Annotated in this window: 17 protein-coding genes; 2 read left to right on the forward strand and 15 right to left on the reverse strand. The window is 67.2% G+C overall.

All coding sequences use genetic code 11. From position 1 onward, the window contains the following. Positions 1 to 8: 8 nt before the first annotated feature. The 9 genes from J1902_RS00220 to J1902_RS00260 form a co-directional block, all read right to left on the reverse strand. Positions 9 to 1052: a LacI family DNA-binding transcriptional regulator gene (locus tag J1902_RS00220; protein ID WP_207614182.1), complete on the reverse strand. Its 1044-nt coding sequence runs from the start codon at positions 1050 to 1052 to the stop codon at positions 9 to 11. Between the two features lie 93 nt (positions 1053 to 1145). Then, positions 1146 to 2807, reverse strand: a complete 1662-nt coding sequence (locus J1902_RS00225) for a type 2 periplasmic-binding domain-containing protein (RefSeq protein WP_207614183.1) — start codon at positions 2805 to 2807, stop codon at positions 1146 to 1148. Between the two features lie 59 nt (positions 2808 to 2866). Further along, entirely contained in the window at positions 2867 to 3793 is a 927-nt protein-coding gene (locus J1902_RS00230) for a carbohydrate ABC transporter permease (protein WP_207614184.1), read from the reverse strand. Between the two features lie 41 nt (positions 3794 to 3834). Next, positions 3835 to 4869 (reverse strand): ABC transporter permease, encoded by a 1035-nt coding sequence (locus tag J1902_RS00235; RefSeq protein ID WP_207614185.1) that lies wholly within the window; start codon positions 4867 to 4869, stop codon positions 3835 to 3837. Positions 4870 to 5107: 238 nt separating this feature from the next. After that, positions 5108 to 5716 carry a hypothetical protein gene (locus J1902_RS00240; protein ID WP_207614186.1) on the reverse strand — a complete coding sequence of 203 codons (609 nt, stop codon included), beginning with the start codon at positions 5714 to 5716 and terminating at the stop codon, positions 5108 to 5110. Positions 5717 to 5976: 260 nt separating this feature from the next. After that, positions 5977 to 7485: an Asp-tRNA(Asn)/Glu-tRNA(Gln) amidotransferase subunit GatB gene (gatB, locus tag J1902_RS00245; protein WP_207614187.1), complete on the reverse strand. Its 1509-nt coding sequence runs from the start codon at positions 7483 to 7485 to the stop codon at positions 5977 to 5979. After that, positions 7485 to 9056 (reverse strand): Asp-tRNA(Asn)/Glu-tRNA(Gln) amidotransferase subunit GatA, encoded by a 1572-nt coding sequence (gene gatA / locus J1902_RS00250; protein ID WP_207614188.1) that lies wholly within the window; start codon positions 9054 to 9056, stop codon positions 7485 to 7487. The genes gatB and gatA overlap by 1 nt, the downstream gene beginning before the upstream one ends. Before the next feature lie 4 nt (positions 9057 to 9060). Continuing rightward, positions 9061 to 9357: an Asp-tRNA(Asn)/Glu-tRNA(Gln) amidotransferase subunit GatC gene (gatC, locus tag J1902_RS00255; protein ID WP_207614189.1), complete on the reverse strand. Its 297-nt coding sequence runs from the start codon at positions 9355 to 9357 to the stop codon at positions 9061 to 9063. Between the two features lie 315 nt (positions 9358 to 9672). Further along, positions 9673 to 11124, reverse strand: a complete 1452-nt coding sequence (locus J1902_RS00260) for a CitMHS family transporter (protein ID WP_207614190.1) — start codon at positions 11122 to 11124, stop codon at positions 9673 to 9675. 243 nt (positions 11125 to 11367) lie between these two features. Here J1902_RS00260 and J1902_RS00265 point away from each other — a divergent pair, with 243 nt between their 5' ends. Continuing rightward, the gene (locus J1902_RS00265) at positions 11368 to 13074 is read left to right on the forward strand and encodes a sensor histidine kinase (protein WP_207614536.1); all 1707 of its coding nucleotides are present in this window, start codon (positions 11368 to 11370) and stop codon (positions 13072 to 13074) included. Next, positions 13067 to 13726 (forward strand): response regulator, encoded by a 660-nt coding sequence (locus tag J1902_RS00270; RefSeq protein WP_207614191.1) that lies wholly within the window; start codon positions 13067 to 13069, stop codon positions 13724 to 13726. The genes J1902_RS00265 and J1902_RS00270 overlap by 8 nt, the downstream gene beginning before the upstream one ends. A 29-nt stretch (positions 13727 to 13755) precedes the next feature. Here the strand turns inward: J1902_RS00270 and J1902_RS00275 are convergent, their stop codons facing one another. The 6 genes from J1902_RS00275 to J1902_RS00300 form a co-directional block, all read right to left on the reverse strand. After that, the gene (locus tag J1902_RS00275; protein WP_207614192.1) at positions 13756 to 14136 is read right to left on the reverse strand and encodes a RidA family protein; all 381 of its coding nucleotides are present in this window, start codon (positions 14134 to 14136) and stop codon (positions 13756 to 13758) included. A gap of 65 nt (positions 14137 to 14201) precedes the next feature. After that, the gene (locus J1902_RS00280; protein ID WP_207614193.1) at positions 14202 to 14714 is read right to left on the reverse strand and encodes a GNAT family N-acetyltransferase; all 513 of its coding nucleotides are present in this window, start codon (positions 14712 to 14714) and stop codon (positions 14202 to 14204) included. A 76-nt stretch (positions 14715 to 14790) separates the two neighbouring features. After that, the gene (locus J1902_RS00285; protein WP_207614194.1) at positions 14791 to 15633 is read right to left on the reverse strand and encodes an inositol monophosphatase family protein; all 843 of its coding nucleotides are present in this window, start codon (positions 15631 to 15633) and stop codon (positions 14791 to 14793) included. After that, positions 15630 to 17873 carry an NAD-dependent DNA ligase LigA gene (gene ligA, locus J1902_RS00290; RefSeq protein ID WP_372434282.1) on the reverse strand — a complete coding sequence of 748 codons (2244 nt, stop codon included), beginning with the start codon at positions 17871 to 17873 and terminating at the stop codon, positions 15630 to 15632. Before ligA ends, J1902_RS00285 begins: the two co-directional genes overlap by 4 nt. A gap of 93 nt (positions 17874 to 17966) precedes the next feature. Beyond that, positions 17967 to 18560 (reverse strand): hypothetical protein, encoded by a 594-nt coding sequence (locus J1902_RS00295; RefSeq protein WP_207614196.1) that lies wholly within the window; start codon positions 18558 to 18560, stop codon positions 17967 to 17969. Between the two features lie 126 nt (positions 18561 to 18686). Then, on the reverse strand, positions 18687 to 19517 hold the full coding sequence (locus J1902_RS00300) for a PP2C family protein-serine/threonine phosphatase (protein WP_207614197.1): 831 nt from the start codon (positions 19515 to 19517) through the stop codon (positions 18687 to 18689). Positions 19518 to 19533 lie beyond the last annotated feature (16 nt).

Here is a 19533-nt window from a genome sequence, read left to right on the forward strand (position 1 = left end):
GCTGATTCTCAATAAAGTCTTGCGGCGGCGTTGCGGTGCGGGGCCGATTCCCGCACGAACAGCTGCCAGGGGAAGTCCAGGACACCGGGCCCGGCGTCGGACCCCTCGCCGGTGGCCCGCTGCAGGAGCAGCCGGGCGAGCCTGTCGAAAAAGTCGACGGGGCCGACGCTGCTCAGTGACGGCGACATCCGCTCGCCCTCCACCGTGTTACCGACACCGATGATGTCCACGTCCTTGCCGACGGCCAGGCCGAGCCGCTGGGCGGCATTGATGGCGCTGACCGCTGCAAAGTCCGTGGTGGCGTAGACCGCCGTGGGCCGGTCCGCCAGGCTGAGCAGGCGCGTGGCCGCGGCGTAGGCCCCGGCCGTGGTGCCGTCGAAGCCCCCCACGTAGTCCTCCCGCACGGGAATCCCGGCTCCCTCAAGCGCCCTGGCGTAGGCCGCATAACGGGGCCCAACAGGTATCCCGCTTGACGGCACGGCGGTGAGGCAGCCGATCCTGCGGTGGCCGTTGAGCAGGTGCTCCATGGCCAGTTCACAGCCGGGGCCGGCCAGCGAACGGATGACATCGAAACCTTCCGGTTCCAGCAGCTCGTCAAAGACCACCAGGGTGGTTCCCGTGGCAGCGAGCCTGCGCGGCGCGTCCCGCTCCTTCGCGCCCACGGCGTCCACGAAAACCGCGTCCGCATTGTGGATGCCGAGAACCTTGACCCAGTCCGCGTCGCCAAGGATCATCGGCGTGATCCCCAGGGGCGCGGCCGCCCGCTGCACGGCCTCGATCACCGAGAGGGACCAGGGGTCCGAGAGCATGGTCAGCGACAGGATCACGGTGTTGGTGCGTCCCGTGCGGATGGCGCGCGCGGCCTGGTTGGGATGGTAGCCCAACCGTTCGGCGGCGGACTTGACCTTGTCCGCCGTCGGGTCCGAAACGCCCGGTCCGCCGTCGCCGCGCCGCCCGGACAGCACGTAGGAGACCGTGGCGGTGGAGACGCCTGCCAGTTCCGCCACCATGCGGATGGTGGGCCGCTGGCCTGTGCCTGTTGTCTTCGCCATGGTTCCCCCTTGCTCGTTCGTTCACTGGCCTGTGTGGCCGGGTCTGTGTGGCCCTGCGGTGGCGGCAAGCCGCCACCGCAGTTGGCGCTCATTCTAGGACGTGAACACCGGTGCGTCGGGTGCCAGGGATGCCTGGTATTCCTCGCGCATCTTGTCGCCGCCTTCGCTCTTCCAGCGCTTGACGCCGTCCTTGAGCTCGTCGATCTTGGCGCGGCCGGTGATGATGTCCACCACCTTGTCGCGCAGCTGCTTGGTGATCTTGGCGCCCACCTTGGCGTTGGTGTCCGAGTAGGAACCGTTGGTGGGGTTGCGCCAGGCGATCTCGAGGAGCTTCTTCTGCTGCTGGTTCACATAGCGCGTGTCGTCGTCGAAACCGGGGTTGAAGATGACGTTCTCCGGGCTGGACATGATGTTCAGCGCGGAAACCAGGCCCGGGCCGTTGGTGGTTCCCGTGTCCGTGCGGACCGGGTTGCCCGTGGCGTCCAGGGTGTAGTCCTGGCCCAGCTCGCCGTAGTTCTTCTGCATGTATTCGACCGTGCCGAACGGGGCGGAGAGGTAGTTGATGAGCGAGAGCAGCTCGCGGATCTTGCCTTCCTCGGCCTTCTTGAACGGCGTGAAGCCGACGGTCCCGTAGCCCATGTCGTACGTTGGCTTGATCTTGCCGTCCGCACTGAACGGGACCAGGATGTCGAACTTGGCGCCCTTGTTCAGGGCTCGGAAGCCGCGGATATCGTGCGGGCCGCTGACCACCTGGGCGCCGACGCTGCCGTTGGCAACACGGGAGCGGATGTCCGTGGCCTGGGCGTCCGGGTAGAACACGCCTGCCGCGAACATCTTGGCCACGAACTCCACGCCGGCCTCGTACTGCTCGGTCTCGTAGAGGTGGGTCAGGGTGCGGTCCTTGTTCACGGCCCAGGCGTTGGGGGCGCCGAACCATTCGGTGACCATGTGCAGGGCGTTGATGTAGGCCGGTTCCAGCGCGTACTTCTGCTCGCCGGGACGGGTGATCTCCTTGGCCTTCTGCAGGAACTCCTCGGCGCTGGAGGCCTCGAAGCCGCCCACCTGCGCCCAGGTGTCATGGTTGCCGATGTAGACCTGGCCGAACGGCGTGCTGGGGATCGGCGCGCCCCAGATCTTGCCGTTCACGACGGCGGTCTTCCAGGAGTCCGGCTTGAGGGCGGCGAGGTTGGGGTACTCGAGCACGGCGTCGCCGGAGAGGTACTGGGTGAGGTCCTGGAACTTGGCCTCGAGCATGGGCCCGACGTTGGGGATGCCCTGGTTCGGCGGAACCCACATCATGTCCGGCAGGTCGTTGCTGGCCAGCACGGTGGCGAACTTGGCCGGGTAGCCGTCTCCGATGTCCTCGGCGATCTGCAGTTCCAGGTCACCGCCGAGTTTGGCGTTCAGGCGCTGCCAGAAGGCGTTGTCCTTCATGGCCGGGCTCATGGTGTCGAAGGTTTCAGTCAGGCCGGTCACCTTGCCCTTGAGCGGCATGCCCTTGACCGACTGCACCGAGGTGGGCAGCTTGAAGTAGGCGGCCTGCAGGCCCTTGGCGTTGCCCGCCAGGTCCGGGGTGAGGCCGGTGAATTCCTTATATGTGGGCAACTTCACCGAGGCGGAGGCAGCGGCGCCTCCGGAGCTCGCGGCGCTGCCACCACCGCAGGCGGACAGGCCGGCTGCGGTCACAGCCAGGCCGGCGAGCCCGAGGAAGCCGCGGCGGCTGAATCCAGCCTGTCCTGAGGTAGTGCTCGTCATGGCATAACCCTTTCTGGTTACTTTCTTCATGGTTGGTGTTGCAGTTTGTTGGCGGGCTTCTAGCCCTTGACGGCGCCGGTGATGACGCCCTTAGCAAAGTGCTTCTGGAGGAAGGGGTAGACCATCAGGATGGGGACCAGGGCCACTACGACCACGGCCATCTGGATGGACTGCGGGGGCGGCGTGGTGGTGATGCCCAGCTGGTCGGCCGCGCCGCTGCCCTGGACCACGAAGTTGCGGAGCAGCAGCTGGATGGGCCACTTGCTGTGGTCGTTGATGTAGAGCAGCGCGTTGAAGAAGGAGTTCCAGAACCCCACGGCGTAGAACAGGCCGACGACGGCGATCACGGCTTTGGAGAGAGGCATGACGATCCGCCACAGGATCTGCCAGTCGTTGGCGCCGTCGATCCTGGCGCTTTCGATGAGCTCGCCGGGGATGTTCATGAAGAACGATCGCATGACCACGAAGTTGAAGGCCCCGAAGATGCCGGGCAGGATCAGCGACCAGATGGAGTCAAGCAGGCCGAGCTCGCGGATCATCAGGAACGAGGGGATCAGTCCGGGGGCGAACAGGAGGGTGAACAGGACGGCCAGCACCACGGGGCGGCCGAACAGCACCGACCGGCTGGTGGCGTAGGCCATGGTGATGGTGACGAACAGCGCCAGGATGGTCCCTACGGCGGTGATGAAGAGGCTCACACCGAGCGACTGCAGCACCATCGGGCCCCTGAAGATGGTCTCATAGGCTTCCAGCGTGGGCCGTTCGGGCCACATGACGAAGCCGCCTGCCCGGACCAGCTGCTCGTTGTCAGCCAGGGACGTGGACACCACCAGCATGATGGGGGCCAGGATCGAGAGGCTGAACAGGACAAGAATGACGCCCTTGACGGTCTGGTACAGGGCGGAAGGGCGTTCCTTCCAGACGGGACGCTTGGGGTTGTAGCTCAGCTCCCGGGGCTTTTTCTTGAACAGTGTTGTTGTTGCCATGGTGGTCTCCTTGTACGGCAGCCGCGCGGTCTAGCCGGGCATTAGCGTGCTTGCTTTGCGAAAATTCCGTCTTCGCCGAAGCGGTGGGCCAGTTTGTTGGCGCCGTAGATGAGCAGTGCTCCGACAATGCCCTTGGCCAGGCCTGCTGCGGCACCGGAGCTCCAGCCGCCGCCGATCACGCCGGTGTAGTAGGTGAAGGTGTCCAGCACTTCCGCTGCACCCGCGCCCACGGCGTCGCGCTGCAGGATGAACTGCTCAAAGCCAACGGAGAGGATGTCGCCGATCCGCAGGATCAGCAGCAGGACGATCACGGGCCGCAGGCCGGGAAGCGTGATGTGCCACATGCGGCGCCAGCGCCCGGCGCCGTCGGCAGCAGCGGCCTCATACAGGGAGGCGTCGATGCTGGCCAGGGCAGCCAGGAAGATGATCATGGCCCAGCCGGCGTCTTTCCAGATCATCTGGACGACCACCAGCAGCGGGAAGGTGTCCGGATTGGTCATGAACGGGATGGGGTCCAGGCCGAAGTCGCGCAGGGTGTTGTTGATGAAGCCTGCACCGCCCAGCATCTGCTGGAAGAATGCGATGACCAGCACCCAGGACAGGAAGTGCGGCAGGTAGGCGATGCTCTGGAACACCTGGCGGACGCGGGTGCTGATCAGCGAATCGACGATCAGCGCCAGGATGAGCGGCACCGGGAACAGGAAGACAAGCTGCCAGGCGGCCAGGTACAGCGTGTTCCGGAAGGCCTGGATGAAGTCCGGGTTGCCGAAGAGGTCCACGAAGTTCTGCCAGCCGACGTAGAGGCTGTCCCCGATGCCTAGGTAGGGCTGGTAGTCCTGGAACGCGATCACGTTGCCAAGGATCGGAATGTAGAAGAACAGGAGCAGGAACACGACGCCGGGGACCATCATGAGCAGCATCTGCTTGTCGCGGCGCAGACGGTTCCGGAAGCTCTGCGACGGCGCTTTGCCGGCCTTGCCCTGCCGCTTGCCGGTGCCGGGGTTGCGTCCTTCCACCGGAACCGGGACCCGGCGCGTTTCCGGCAGTGCCGGAGCTTCTTCCGTCGTCGAGTTCATGCTTTCTCCTCATGTGCTGAAGACTGCGGGGCAATGTGATGCCCGCCACCTTCGTTAACCGTTTAACAAACCATAAGTGACTCGGGTCTCATATGCAAGATCATGATCGTAAGTGAGCACAGAAATCACCTTTAGTCATCAACTTGGCCCGTGTGGACCCGTTAAGATGATCGGGAAGGTTCCTGGCCACACAGCGGGCGAAAGCCAGGCACTACCGGGGCTCCAGGACCGCGGCCGCCTAGCCGTTCTGCCCGAAGCGGTGGCCCGGACCCTTGAACTTGCCGTCGCCGTTGAACTTGCCGGGCAGCCTGTCAGGGAGCTGGCCTGCGACGATGGCCGTGGCGGTCACAGTGCCGCCGTCCTTGGTCCCGGCGATGCGCACCGTGTCACCGGCCTTGAGGTCCACGGCCGTGGCGGCGGGCAGATCCGGCTTGCCCTTGCCGTTCCGCAGTTGCGAAACGTCCTCGGGGATCTTCACGATCCGCGTCTCACCGTTGACGGCGTAGCTCTGGGTGAAGCCATCCTCGCTCTTGACACTGATGGAGCTTTCGCTCGCCGACTCCACGGTTCCGCGCTGGGTCACGATGGTCTTGAAATGGCCGTCCTTGTCCTTGACGGTGAACTCGCCGTGGATGCCCTGTCCGTGCAGCTTGCCGAGGCCAAGGCCTTTGGCGTGGGAGCCGCTGGGGCCGGGGCTCGCCGTTGCCGTGGCAGATGGGGAAGAGCCCGACGGCGAAAGGCTGGGCTGGGTGCCTGCCCAGACGGTGGCTGCCCCGCCACCGGTCAGTGCGACGGCGACCCCGCCTGCGATGAGGGCCTTAAGAAGGCCCGGCGTCAAGGTTGACATGGCCCGCTTCCTTTCAGCTGTCAGCTCTGGGCTGACACCTCCATGATGGGCCCGGAAGCTGTGTTCTGGCTGTGACTTTGCGTTCCGGGCATGATTCCAAGAAACAAAAACTGGGTCGCAGTTGTGGCCGTTTTGAGCGTTCAAAACGACGTTAACTGCGACCCAGTTGGGTTAAAACGCGTGGCTTAGCCGACGAAGGGTGGGGCAGGCAGGGTCCCTGCGTGGCGACGAAGTCGACACGAAAGGGCCTGCCCCAACCGCTAGCCCTCGACTCCGAGCTTCGCGAGGATCAGCTCACGGACGCGGCCGGCGTCGGCCTGGCCGCGGGTGGCCTTCATGACGCCGCCCACGATCGCGCCGATGGCCTGCAGCTTGCCGCCGCGGATCTTCTCGGCGACGTCGGGCTGTGCCGCGAGTGCGGCGTCGATGGCTTCCAGCAGGGGGCCGTCGTCGGACACGACCGCGAGGCCGCGCTTCTCCACGATCTCCGCCGGGGCACCCTCGCCGGCGAGGACGCCGTCCAGGACCTGGGTGGCCATCTTGTTGTTGATCTTGCCGTCTTCGATGAGCTTGTTCAGTTCCACGATGACCTGCGGGGTGACGCCGAGTTCGGCGGGATCGACGTCGGCGGCCTTGGCACGGCCCACGATCTCACCCATCCACCACTTGCGGGCGACGTCGGCGCTGGCGCCGGCTGCGATGGTTTCCTCGATGGAGTCCATGACGCCGGCGTTGACGACGTCGCGGAATTCCAGGTCCGAGTAGCCCCAGTCAGCCTGGAGGCGCTTGCGGCGCTCGGCCGGCGGCTCGGGCAGCGTGGCGCGCAGTTCCTCCACCCACTCGCGCGAGGCGACAACGGGAACCAGGTCCGGCTCCGGGAAGTAGCGGTAGTCGTCGGCGTCGGACTTCTCACGGCCCGACGTCGTCGAGCGCGTGTCCTCGTGCCAGTGGCGCGTTTCCTGGATGATCGGCTGGCCGGAGTCCAGGACGGCGGCGTGGCGCTGGATCTCGTAACGGACGGCGTGTTCGACGGCGCGCAGCGAGTTCACGTTCTTGGTCTCCGAACGGATGCCGAAGCGTTCCTGGCCGTGCGGGCGCAGGGACACGTTGGCGTCGCAGCGGACGTTGCCGCGCTCCATCTTGGCGTCGGAAACGCCCAGGTTCTTCACGATCTCGCGGACGGCGGCCACGTAGGCCTTGGCCAGCTCCGGTGCACGGCTGCCCGCGCCCTCGATCGGCTTGGTGACGATCTCCACCAGCGGCACGCCGGAACGGTTGTAGTCCACCAGCGAGTAGTCGGCACCCTGGATGCGGCCGGAGGCGCCGCCCATGTGCGTGAGCTTGCCGGCGTCCTCTTCCATGTGCGCGCGCTCGATCTCCACGCGGAACACGGTGCCGTCCTCCAGTTCGATGTCCAGGTAGCCGTCGTACGCGATGGGCTCGTCGTACTGGGACGTCTGGAAGTTCTTGGGGGTGTCCGGGTAGAAGTAGTTCTTCCGGGCGAAGCGGCAGGTCTCGGCGATCTTGCAGTTCAGGGCAAGGCCGATCTTGATGGAAGACTCCACCGCGGCCTTGTTCACCACGGGCAGGACGCCGGGCATGCCCAGGTCCACCTCGTTGACGTTCGTGTTCGGCTCGTCGCCGAAGACGTTCGGCGCGGAGGAGAACATCTTGGTCTTGGTGTTGAGCTCCACGTGGACCTCGAACCCCAGGACGGGATCGTACTTTTCCATGGCTTCTTCGAAGCTCAGGGTTGCGTCAACAGACATTAGTTGGAACCTCCCGCGGTGGTGGAAGTGGAACCGAGAGCGGGTGCCTGCGCCAGCAGCGGGCCACCCCACTTCTCTTCGAGCAAGGACTCAAGGACCGCGCCGACGCGGTACAGGCGGGCGTCCTCGCGGGCCGGGGCCAGCAGCTGGATGCCGACCGGCAGGCCGTCTTCGTCGGCCAGGCCGCCGGGCAGCGACAGGCCCGGGATGCCGGCCATGTTGGCCGGGATGGTGGCGACGTCGTTCAGGTACATGGCCAGCGGGTCGTCCAGCTTCTCCCCCAGCTTGAACGCCGTGGTGGGCGCCGTGGGCGAGATCAGGACGTCGGCCTGCGCGAACGCGGCGTCGAAGTCGCGCTGGATGAGCGTGCGGACCTTCTGCGCGGAGCCGTAGTAGGCGTCGTAGTAGCCGGCGCTCAGGGCGTAGGTGCCCAGGATGATGCGGCGCTTGACTTCCGCGCCGAAGCCCGCGGCGCGGGTGGCGGCCATGACGCGCTCGATGGTCAGGGGGCCGTCCTTGGGCAGCACACGCATGCCGAAGCGGACGCCGTCGAACTTGGCCAGGTTGCTGGACACCTCGGACGGCATGATCAGGTAGTAGGCGCCCAGGGCGTACTTGAAGTTGGGGCAGGACACCTCGACGATTTCCGCGCCGGCCTCCTTGAGCAGCTCAAGGGACTCGTTGAAGCGGTTCTCGACGCCGGCCTGGTAGCCCTCGCCGTGGAGTTCCTTGATGATGCCGATCTTCATCCCGGTGACATTGCCGGTGCGGGCAGCGGCCACCAGGTTGTCGAAGGGGTCCGTCAGCGAGGTGGAGTCGAAGGGGTCGTGGCCGCCGATGACTTCCTGCAGCAGCGCGGAGTCCAGCACCGTGCGCGATACCGGGCCGATCTGGTCCAGCGAGGACGCCATGGCAATGGCGCCGTAGCGGGAGACGGCACCGTAGGTGGGCTTCATGCCCACGGTGCCGGTGACGGCGCCGGGCTGGCGGATGGATCCGCCGGTGTCCGTGCCGAGGGCCAGCGGTGCTTCGAAGGCGGCGACGGCGGCTGCGGAGCCACCGCCGGAACCGCCCGGAATGCGGTCCAGGTCCCAGGGGTTGCGCGTGGGGCCATAGGCCGAGTGCTCCGTGGAGGAACCCATGGCGAACTCGTCCAGGTTGGTCTTGCCCAGGATCGGCATCTTGGCGGCGCGCAGCTTCTTGATGACTGTGGCGTCATACGGGCTGTGCCAGCCTTCGAGGATCCTGGAGCCGGCCGTGGTGGGCTGGCCGATGGTGACGATGAGGTCCTTGACGGCGATCGGCACGCCGGCGAGCTCGTGGAGCTCCTCCGCGGCGGCACCACCGGCGGCGCGGATCGCGTCCACCTCGGCGGCGACGGCGAGCGCTTCCTCAGTGTTCACGTGCAGGAAAGCGTTGACCTGTCCGTCCACGGCGGCGATGCGGTCCAGGTATGCCTGGGTGACCTCGACGGAGGTGACCTCGCGGGCGGCCAGCTTGGCGGCGAGTTGCGCGGCCGAGAGGCGGATGAGTCCGGCGCTGTTGAGTTCAGTGCTGTTCAGTTCAGTCATTCGCTTAGTCCTCATCCAGGATTGCCGGGACCTTGAAGCGGCCTTCGTACGCGTCAGGCGCGCCGGAAAGGGACTGCTCGGCCGTGAACGTGTGGCCCACCACGTCTTCGCGGAACACGTTGCTCAACGGAATCGGGTGGGACGTTGCCGGGACATCGTCCCCGGCGGCTTCGCTCACGGTCTTGACCGAATCAACGATGACGGCGAGTTCGCCCGCCATCCTGTCCAGCTCTTCGGCACTCATTTCAATGTGAGCGAGACGCGCGAGGTGCGCGACGTCGTCACGGTTGATCGCAGCCATGGATCTCCCCTGCAAAGTTCAAATGGTTTTCCGGACTAGTCTACGTTGGTTGCGCGGGGCGCTGGGTGCCAGCAACGTGGTCGCCTTCCGGCGGTGGGACTTGTGGTCACCTCCCGGCGCCAGACCGGACGATCCTTTGGCTGCTCGGTCGTTCCTCCCTTAGACGCAGCCTGCAGGATGTCCGTCCCGTCGCCGTCGTGCCAGCCGCTCGCCGGGCGGACACGCGGGCATCCGGAAGCGTGCGTCAAACGCGACGAAGGAGCGAGCACGCGGAGGATGTCCGCGTGCCCGCTCCGCCAACGAGGCCGGTAGGGCCTAGCCGATGCCGATGGCTCCTGTCAGCATTCCTACTGCCAGCATCACTACCGAGATGACTGCCGTGCGCCAGAGGACCTTCTTGTGGTGGTCGCCCAGCTCTACCTTGGCCAGGGAGACCAGGAGGAGGATGGCCGGGACCAGCGGGCTCTGCATGTGGAAGGGCTGGCCGGTGATGGATGCCCGGGCCATGTCGGCAGCGCCCACACCGTAGTGGGCTGCGGTTTCGCTGAGCACCGGGAGGACGCCGAAGTAGAAGGCGTCGTTGCTCATGAAGAACGTCATGGGGATGCTGAGCAGGCCCGTGATGACTGCCATGAACGGACCCATGTCCGCGGGAATGATCTGGACGAGCCATTCCGACATTGCCTTGACCATGCCGGTGCCGTTGAGCACGCCGGTGAGGACTGCTGCTGCCATGACCATGCTGACCACGGCCACGATGGAGGGTGCGTGGGCCACCAGTTGGGCGCCCTGTTCCTTGACGTTGGGGAAGTTCACCAGCAGGGCGATGGCGGAGCCCACCATGAAGACGTACGGCAGCGGCACGATGTTGGCCACGAGCACCACCATGACGGCGACGGTCAGGCCGAGGTTGAACCAGAAGAGCTTGGGGCGCAGGGTCTTGCGGTTCGGGTCCAGGGCCGTGTCCGCCATGGCGCTGTCCTTGTCGTCCACCAGCAGTTCGGTGCGTTCCAGGACTGCGACGCCGCCGCCGCCGGTGCCCGGCTTGCCTGCGGTGCGGGCGGAACCGCCGGCAACGGAACCGCCGCGGCCAGCGCCGCCGTCGAACATGTCGGACGGGTCTGCAACGTCGCCCCAGATCTCGGGGGCGGTGCTGCGGAGGCGGTTGCGTTCCTGCAGGCCCAGCAGCCAGGCGAAGACGAAGACGATGACGAGGCCGGCGATGAGGGAAGGCAGCATGGGAACGAAGACGTCGTTGACGTCGAGCTTCAGTGCGGTGGCGGCGCGTGCAGTGGGGCCGCCCCACGGCAGGATGTTCATGGTGCCGTTGGCGAGGCCGGCCACACAGGTCAGGACGACGGGGCTCATCTTCAGGCGCAGGTAGACGGGCAGCATGGCGGCGGTGGTGAGGATGAAGGTGGTGGAGCCGTCACCGTCGAGCGAAACTGCGGCGGCCAGGATGGCGGTACCGAGGACCACCTTGGCGGGGTCGTTGCCGAGCTTGCGCAGGATGAACTTCACCAGCGGGTCGAAGAGCCCGACGTCGATCATGAGGCCGAAGTAGACGATGGCGAACATCAAGAGCGCGGCCGTGGACGTCATGGACTTCATGGAATCCATGACCATGCTGCCGATGCCCAGGCCAGCACCGGCGAAGAGGCCGAAGATGGTGGGGACGATGATCAGCGCCAAAACGGGCGTCAACTTTTTGGTCATGATCAGGACCATGAATACCGCAATCATTGCGAATCCAAGCAATACCAGCACGGCTGGCTCCTTACTACTGTGAACGGCGTCACCTCAATGTGATGCGTAGTACAGACGGTATAGTGGCGGCCGCCACAGTCCCGGCTTTGCGGGATTTGATCGGCATACTGCTCGTTCCGAGCGTTTTGCTCATTGTGCTCAGCGCCTAAGATGGGCAGAAGAAGGTTGATTTCCAGCGCCGCGGCTGCCCCGCAGCTACGGGCGCGCACGACGGCGGAAGGAGCCCGGGTGCCACGGTTCGCCATGCGCTTCTCTACCCAGACGCTGCTCCTGCAGCTGGGCGTCGTGCTGCTGGTGGTGCTGCTCAGCGGCGCCGTCCACGGCTGGCTGGTGTACGGGCGGATCGGCGACGAGGCCGAGAACCAGGCCCTGACCCTGGCCCGGACCGTGGCCTCGGATCCGGACGTCCGCGCCGATGTCCAGGCCATCAGCAAGGAAGAGGGCACGCCCCCTGCTCCCGTGCTGGCCGCCGGGCCCCTCCAGGCCGCCGCAGAGGCCGCCCGCCTCCGCACCGGCGCCCTGTTCGTGGTGATCACCGACGAAACCGGCCTCCGCCTGGCCCACCCGGACCCCGCCCGGCTCGGCGAACTCGTCAGCACCGACCCCTCCATGGCCCTCTCCGGCCAGGAAGTGACCACCCGGAACACCGGGACCCTGGGCCCCTCCGCCGGCGCCAAGGTTCCCGTCCATGCCCCCGGAAGCGGCAACGGGCCCGCTGCCATCGTCGGCGAGGTCAGCGTGGGCTATTCGATGGAATCGCTGGGCCAAAGCCTGGCACGCGACATCGTGCCCATCGCCCTCACCGCAGGCGGAGCGCTGCTGGCCGGCGTGCTCGCCTCCTTCCTGCTGCGCCGGCGCCTGCAGCGGCTGACCCTGGGGCTGGAGCCCGAGGAAATCAGCACGCTGGTGCACGACCAGGTGGCGGTGCTGCAGGGCGTGGACGACGGCGTCATCGGCATCTCCGCCGATGGCCGCATCACCGTCTTCAATGCGGCCGCCGGACGGCTGCTGGACCTTCCCGATGCCACGGGCCAGCGCTGGTCCGAGGCCGCCGTCCCCGCGCGGCTGAAGCAGCTGACCCAGCCCGCGGCCCGGGACGCCAGGGCCGTGGAACTGGTGGCCGGCGGACGGGTCCTCGTGGCCAGCGCCCGCAAGGCCTGGCACCGCAAGGAAGACCTCGGCTGGGTGGTGATGCTGCGCGACCGCACCGAGCTGCAGCAGCTGACCCGCCAGCTGGACGCCGTGGGAACCATGTCCACGGCTTTGCGCGCCCAGCGGCACGAGTTCGCCAACCAGCTGCACACCATTGCCGGTTTCATGAGCATCGGCCAGCACGAACAGGCCCGGGACTACCTCGCCCGCCTCGCCGCCACGGGCCCGCTGAAGTTCCCGGTGGAACAGGCGGAACTGCTCCAGGACCCGTATCTGCAGGCCTTCGTGGGCGCTAAGGGCGTGGAGGCCGATGAGCGCGGCGTGGCGCTGCGGATCGGCCCTGAAACCCTGGTCCGCGGCCACGTGGCGGACCCGCAGGACGTCACCACCGTGCTGGGCAACCTGATCGACAACGCCGTGAACGCCGCCGTCGCCGGTTCTGCAGCGGAACGCTGGGTGGAGCTCGAGCTGCTGGATGATCCCGACGACGGCGGCACACTGCACATCGTCGTCGGGGACTCTGGCGACGGCCTGGGGAAGCTGGATCCGGAGGCCGTCTTCGCGGAAGGCTTCACGACGTCTCAGCAGGCGTCGGGGCAGACGCCGGAACACCCGGCGCGCGCCGGGGGCGGGCACGGCCTGGGGCTGGCGCTGGTGCGCCAGCTCGCGCGGCGCCGGGGCGGCGACGTCCGCGTGCTGGAGGCCGGCACGGCGGGAGGCCCCGGAGCCGTGTTCATGGCCACCATCCCGGGAGTCATGGGCCGCAAGACAGAAACGAGGAAGGACAGCAGTGGCTGACGATGTGAGAGTGCTGATCGTGGATGACGACTTCCACGTGGCCAGGCTGCACGCCACCTATGTGGACTCCGTGGCCGGGTTCCTGGCACTGGCGCCGGCGGGCTCCGTTTCGCAGGCACTGCAGGCGATCCACAGCCTGCGGCCGGACCTGGTGCTGCTGGACACCTACCTGCCGGACGGTTCAGGGCTGGATCTGCTGGGCCAGCTCGACGCCGATGCCATGATGCTGACCGCGGCCTCGGATGCCCACTCCATCAAAGTGGCGCTGCGCCGCGGCGCCCTGGCCTATCTGCTGAAGCCGTTCACGGCCGAATCCCTGTCCCAGCAGCTGCGCGCGTACGCCCGGTACCGGAGGATCCTGGGACAGCAGACTGCCGTGGACCAGGCGACCATTGAACGCGCCAAGCGTTCGCTGATCCCTGGCGATGTGGCGCCGTCGGGGAAGCCCCGATCGGCAACGGAGACGGCGGTGCTGGAAGCGCTCGAACCGGGGCAGCAGTACTCGGCAGCCGAGGTCGCCGGGCGCGTCGGCGTCTCCCGCGCCACGGCGCAACGGTACCTGTCCTCACTGGCGGACGACGGCGCCGTCGAGATCCAACTGCGCTACGGGACCACGGGCCGCCCGGAACACCGCTACGGCGTCCCGGGCTAGCCCAACTAGGTGTCCGTTCGCGCTACTGGCTACGCGCTCTTCTGGGCGACGAGCTCGATCTCGACCAGCATTTCCTGGTCGAGGAACGGCAGCACGTGCACCAGGGCGAGGGTGGGGCGGATGTCGCCGAAGACCTCGCCGTGGGCGCGGCCGGCGTCTTCCCACTTGCTGATATCCGTCAGGTACAGCTTGGACTGAACAACGTCCTCGTAGGAGAACCCGGCTTCTTCGAGAACTGCGCCGAGCTTTTCGAGGATGTACTTGGTCTGCGAGTAGAAGTCATCGCCGACGATGCCATCGGGGCCGGAAGCCGCCGTGGCGGAAATGAAGAGCGTGTTGTCCACCTGGACTGCACGGGAGTATCCGAGGGTCTGTTCCCAGACCGAGCCCGAGCCGAATGTCTTGCGCATGCCGCGCCTTTCCTGTTGCTGCGCCCGTCTTGGTTGCAGAAGTTACCGGGGTTTACGAGGAAACCTTATGACCCGTGGATGTCGAGCCTGTAAACGAACAGCTTTATGTCGGTGCCGGGGACGAACCAGTCGCGCTCTGGGGCACGGCCAAAACCGGTCTTGGCGTAGAGTGCATTGGCGCTTTCCCACGTGGCACCGGTGGTGAGCGAGACGGCGTTGATGCCTTCCAGGGAGCGGGCCTGCTCGACGACGGCCTGGACCAGGGCGCGTCCGGCGCCGGAGCGCTGCACGGCCGGGTCGACCACCAATGTGCGCATTTCGAGTTCGTCCTCGAGGCCGATGTCGCTGAAGTCCCCGCCGGCCGGGGCCGAGGTGACGGAGCCGATGACCTGCCCGTTCCGTTCGGCGACGAAGACGTCGGCGTTTTCCGCGCGGCCGGCCACGTCCTGGAGCTTGAGCAGATACGGGTGGTCCGCGCTGCCGTAGTAGCCGGCGGTCACGTAGGAATCCATGGTGATGCGGGCCACGGCCTCGTAGTCTTCGGGCAGGGCGGGACGGACAGTAATCTGCGAATGCACTTATCAATGCTAGAGGCGTGGATGGGGCCGGGCGCGCGAAAGCAGGGTTATGGTGACCGATCTATCACCCGGGCACCTAGAGCGGGAACTTGCCCGAGAGCTCCAACGTCCCGGCACAGGTCCAGGCCGCCAAGCGGTCCTCGTTGCTGGGGCCGCCGTCGAGCGGGCTCGTCATCCTGGGTGTGCGGACCCAGCAGCCGGCTTCCTCGGCGATGAGCGCACCGGCCGAGTAGTCGTGTTCGTTCAGGCCCCGCTCCCCGTAGGCGTCGTGGGTTCCGTCGGCCACCATGCACAGGTCGAGGGCTGCCGAGCCGAGCCGGCGCAGATCCGCGAAGCCGTCCATGATGCCGGCGAGCCCGGCGGCCTGGTCGGCCCGGGTGGCGGGGTCGTAGCTGAAGCCGGAGGCCACGATGAGCCCGGTGCGGCCGGGTACCGGACCCGTCAGCCGGGTGCGCCGGCCGGCCTCTTCAAGCCAGGCCCCGTGGCCGCGGGCCGCCGAGTAGATGCGGCCCAGCGCCGGGGCATGCACGACGCCGGCCTGCCAGGCGCCGTCGGGATCGGCCACGGCCACCGAGGTGGCGTAGTAGACGATGTTGCGGATGAAGTTGGTGGTCCCGTCCAGCGGGTCGATGGACCAGCGGTAGCCGGAGGGGTTCTCCGGCCGGGTGGTGCCGTGTTCCTCGCCCGTGATGATGTCCTGCGGCCGGGCTGCCGTGATCGCGCCGCGCACGGCATTCTCCGCCGCGATGTCGAAAGCGGTGACCCAGTCCCCGGCGTCGCCCTTGTTGACGATGCCCAGGGCGCCGGCGGCGCCGGAACTGCCGGACGTGGCGGCGGCGTCGGCGCGGGTGGCTAGCACGGCGGCACCGGCCGCGGCGGCTGCCTTGGCGACGGCCAGCAGCTCAAGTGTGGCGGTCATTCGGCGCCTGCCGTTTCAGACGCGGCATCGGCGGCAGATTCGCCGCTTGCGGCGGCGGCCACCGGCCCGTCTGCCAGCAGGGTCAGGAAGCCGTCCTCGTCCAGGACCGGGATGCCCAGTTGCTCGGCCTTGTCCAGCTTGGTGCCGGCGTTCTCCCCCGCCACCACGTAGCTGGTGTTCTTGGAGACCGATCCGGCTGCCTTTCCGCCGCGGATGATGATGGCTTCCTTCGCCTCGTCCCGGCTTAGCGTGGGCAGGGTACCGGTGACCACGATGGTGAGGCCTTCGAGCGTGCGCTGCACGCCGGCGTCGCGCTCGTCCATCATGCGGACCCCGGCCGCTGCCCAGCTGTCGACAATCTCCCGGTGCCAGTCCACCTCGAACCACTCGGTCAGGGCGGCGGCGATGGTGGGCCCGACGCCGTCCACATCGGCGAGCTGCTCCTCCGAGGCGCTGCGGATGGCATCCATGCTGCCGAAGGCCGTGGCCAGTGCCCGGGACGCCGTGGGACCCACGTGCCGGATGGACAGCGCCACGAGGACACGCCACAGCGGCTGCGTCTTGGCCTTCGCCAGTTCCGCAAACAGCTTCTCCGTGGTGGCGGTGGGCTTGGATGGAGTCTTGGCGGTTGCCTTCGTGTAGAAGTACGGCACCAGCTCGAACGTGCCCGTGCCGGCGCCCTTGGAGCGTTTCTCCCGAAGGATCATGACGTCGGCCAGGACCTCGCGGTTGAGGTCGAACAGGGCCGCCTCGCTGGTCAGCGGTGGCGTCTCCGGTTCTGCCGGCTGCGTCAAGGCAATGGCAGCTTCCCAGCCCAGCGCCTCGATGTCGAACGCTCCCCTGCTGGCCACATGGAACACGCGCTCGCGAAGCTGCGAGGGGCAGGACCGTGCATTGGGGCAGCGGATATCTATGTCGCCCTCCTTGGCCGGGGCCAGGGGCGTGCCGCAGGACGGGCACTCCGTGGGCATGACGAACTCCCGGACCGGCGGGTCCTGCTTGTCGCGCAGCGCCAGGACCGGGCCCACGATCTCCGGGATGACGTCCCCGGCCTTGCGGAGCACCACGATGTCGCCGATCATCACGCCCTTGGCCTTGACCACGTCCTGGTTGTGCAGGGTGGCCATCTCCACGGTGGAGCCGGCCACCTTGACCGGTTCCATGACCCCGAACGGCGTTACCCGGCCCGTGCGGCCCACGTTGACCTGGATGTCCAGCAGTTTGGTGTGGACCTCTTCCGGGGCGTACTTGTAGGCGGCGGCCCAGCGGGGCACCCTCGAGGTGTAGCCGAGGGCACGCTGCGTGCCGAAGTCGTCGATCTTGACCACGATGCCGTCGATCTCGTGCAGGAGGTCATGGCGGTGTTCGCCGAAGTGCTTGATGAAGCCCAGGACGGCTTCGAGGGAGTCCAGGACCTGCAGGTAGGGGCTGACGGGCAGCCCCCAGTCCACGAGCAGCTTGTAGGTCTCCGACTGGCTGAGGGCGTCCAGCCCCGAGCGCGCCCCGATGCCGTGGACGAACATGCTCAGGGGGCGTTTGGCCGTCTCCGCGGGGTCCTTCTGGCGCAGGGAACCAGCTGCGGCGTTGCGGGGGTTCGCGAGCGGCGCCTTGCCGGCCTCCACCAGTGCCTCGTTGAATTCGAGGAAAGCCTTGGACGGGATGAAGACCTCGCCGCGGATCTCGACTTCGGCGGGGTATCCGGTGCCGCTCAGCTGGCGCGGGATCTCCTTGATGGTGAGGACGTTGTGGGTGATGTCCTCGCCCGTGGTGCCGTCGCCACGGGTGGCGGCACGGACCAGTTTGCCGTCGCGGTAGAGGAGGTTCACGGCCAGGCCGTCGATCTTCAGCTCGGTGAGCCAGGCGATGGGAGGAACGGTGGAGCCCATTTTTTCCACGGAGCCCTCGGCCTTGCGGACCCAGGCCTCGAGCTCCTCCAGCGAGAAGACATCCTCCAGGCTGTACATCCGCTGCAGGTGCTCCACTGCGGCGAAGGCCGCGGACACCTCGCCGCCGACTTCCTGGGTGGGCGAATCGTTGGAGACCAGCTCCGGGTGCAGGGCCTCGAGCTCCTCCAGGCGCCTGTAGAGTTCGTCGAACTCGGCGTCGGACACCGTGGGGGCGTCCTCCTGGTAGTAGGCGTAGCGGTATTTGCGGACCAGATCGGCCAGGTTCTGGTACTCGTCACGCAATGCCTCGGACGGGTTCGTGTCTGCCGGATCTGCGGTTTCTGCTGTGCTCACAGTCCTATCTTGCCGCACCGGGCCGACAATCAAACTGCATGCCGTCCCCGGCGGCGGCCTCCCGCCGTCGGGCACTGCCGCTGACGGCCAGCGTCAGTGCGCGGCCACCCGGTTGCGCATCCAGAGTGCGAAGGCCATGCCGCCGAGGCCTACCAGCAGCACGCCACCCATGATGGCGAACAAGCCGAACATGTTGGGGCCGTTGCCGTTGTCGGATGCCAGCACGGCGGCTTGCGCCTTCTTCTTGCCGTCGTCGATGGGGGTGTTCCAGTTCGACGACGACGAGGGGCTGGGCGTGGCCGAAGGAGTGGCCGACGACGTGGCGGTCTCCGACATCGTGGGTTCCGGTGACGGTGTTTCCTCCACGGTGGCGGACGGCACCGGCGTCTGCATCGGCTGCGGGGCTTCCTGCTTCGGTGCCGGAGGCGGGGTCACCACAGGAGGCGCGGAAGAAACCGTTGGCCGTGGCTTCTCGGCCGGCTGCGGTGCGGGATCCGGTGCGGGGCTTTCGGTGGCGTCCCCTGGGCCCGTGGGTGCGCAGATGAGTGTTCCTGGCGGGCAGGCCGGTTCGGCGTGCGCGGCCACCACGGGGAAGGCGCACAAGGACAAGGCCAGTGCAACACCGGCAAGCGGTACGGAGAGCACCGTGCGCCGGGCGGCGGAGGGTGCGGAGGATCGACGGATCATGGGTACCTCGGCTGGGCGGTTGGGGTCGCCCAAAGTTGGGGGTGTTTCCGGAATCTTCCTACAGCCCACCCGGCCTTCGCAAATCCGCCCCGGCAGCGGCCGGGCCAAGGATCCGGGCGGCGCGAGCTATTCGATGCCGTCCGCGGCACTGAGGTACGGGGCTGTGGTGGCAACACCGGCCTCGCCGGCTACGTTATTGGCATCGATCACGATCACGGTGACGTTGTCCCTGCCGCCGCTGCGCAGGGCGGCCTGGATCAGGGCATCGACGGCGTCCTGGGGACGTGCAACGGTGCTGAGGATCCGGAACAGGTGCTCATCGCCGAGTTCGCCGTTGAGCCCATCGGAGCAGACCATGACGCGGTCGCCTTCCTGGATGGGCAGCAGCCAGAAGTCGGCTTCGGTCTCGTCTCCGGCGCCCAAGGCGCGGGTCACCACGTGGCGGCGCGGGTGGACGGCGGCCTGTTCGGGGCTGATGTCGCCGGAATCCACCAGTTCCTGCACCTCGGAGTGGTCCACACTGACCTGGGAGAACTCCCCCTGGCTGAGCCGGTAGGTCCTGGAATCGCCGATGTTCATCACCAGCCAGTACGGGATGCCCATCTGTTCGACCACCACGACGCCGGACAGGGTGGTCCCGGCGCGGGCGCCGGTGGCCGCCCGGATGCGGGAGTCGGCGTCGAGCAGGCACGCCTGCAGGTCCATCGCCGTCGCGGAACGCACGCCAGCGGACAGTTGCGGAGCGCTGGCCAGGGTCCGCACGCAGGTGCCGCTGGCGATTTCGCCGGCCTCATGGCCGCCCATGCCGTCCGCGACGGCGAAGACAGGATCCGAGGCGATGAAGGAATCCTCGTTCAGCTCGCGCCGCAGTCCGCGGTCGGTGCCGTAGCCATAGCTGAGGCTGAAACCAGGTTCGCCGGAAGCGGTGTCTGCGGAGGCTGCCGGTTGTGAGTTCATGCTTGTCCTTGGTGGA

It is taken from the genome of Arthrobacter cavernae, assembly GCF_017368795.1.
In the GTDB taxonomy this organism is placed as follows: Bacteria; Actinomycetota; Actinomycetes; order Actinomycetales; family Micrococcaceae; genus Arthrobacter; species Arthrobacter cavernae.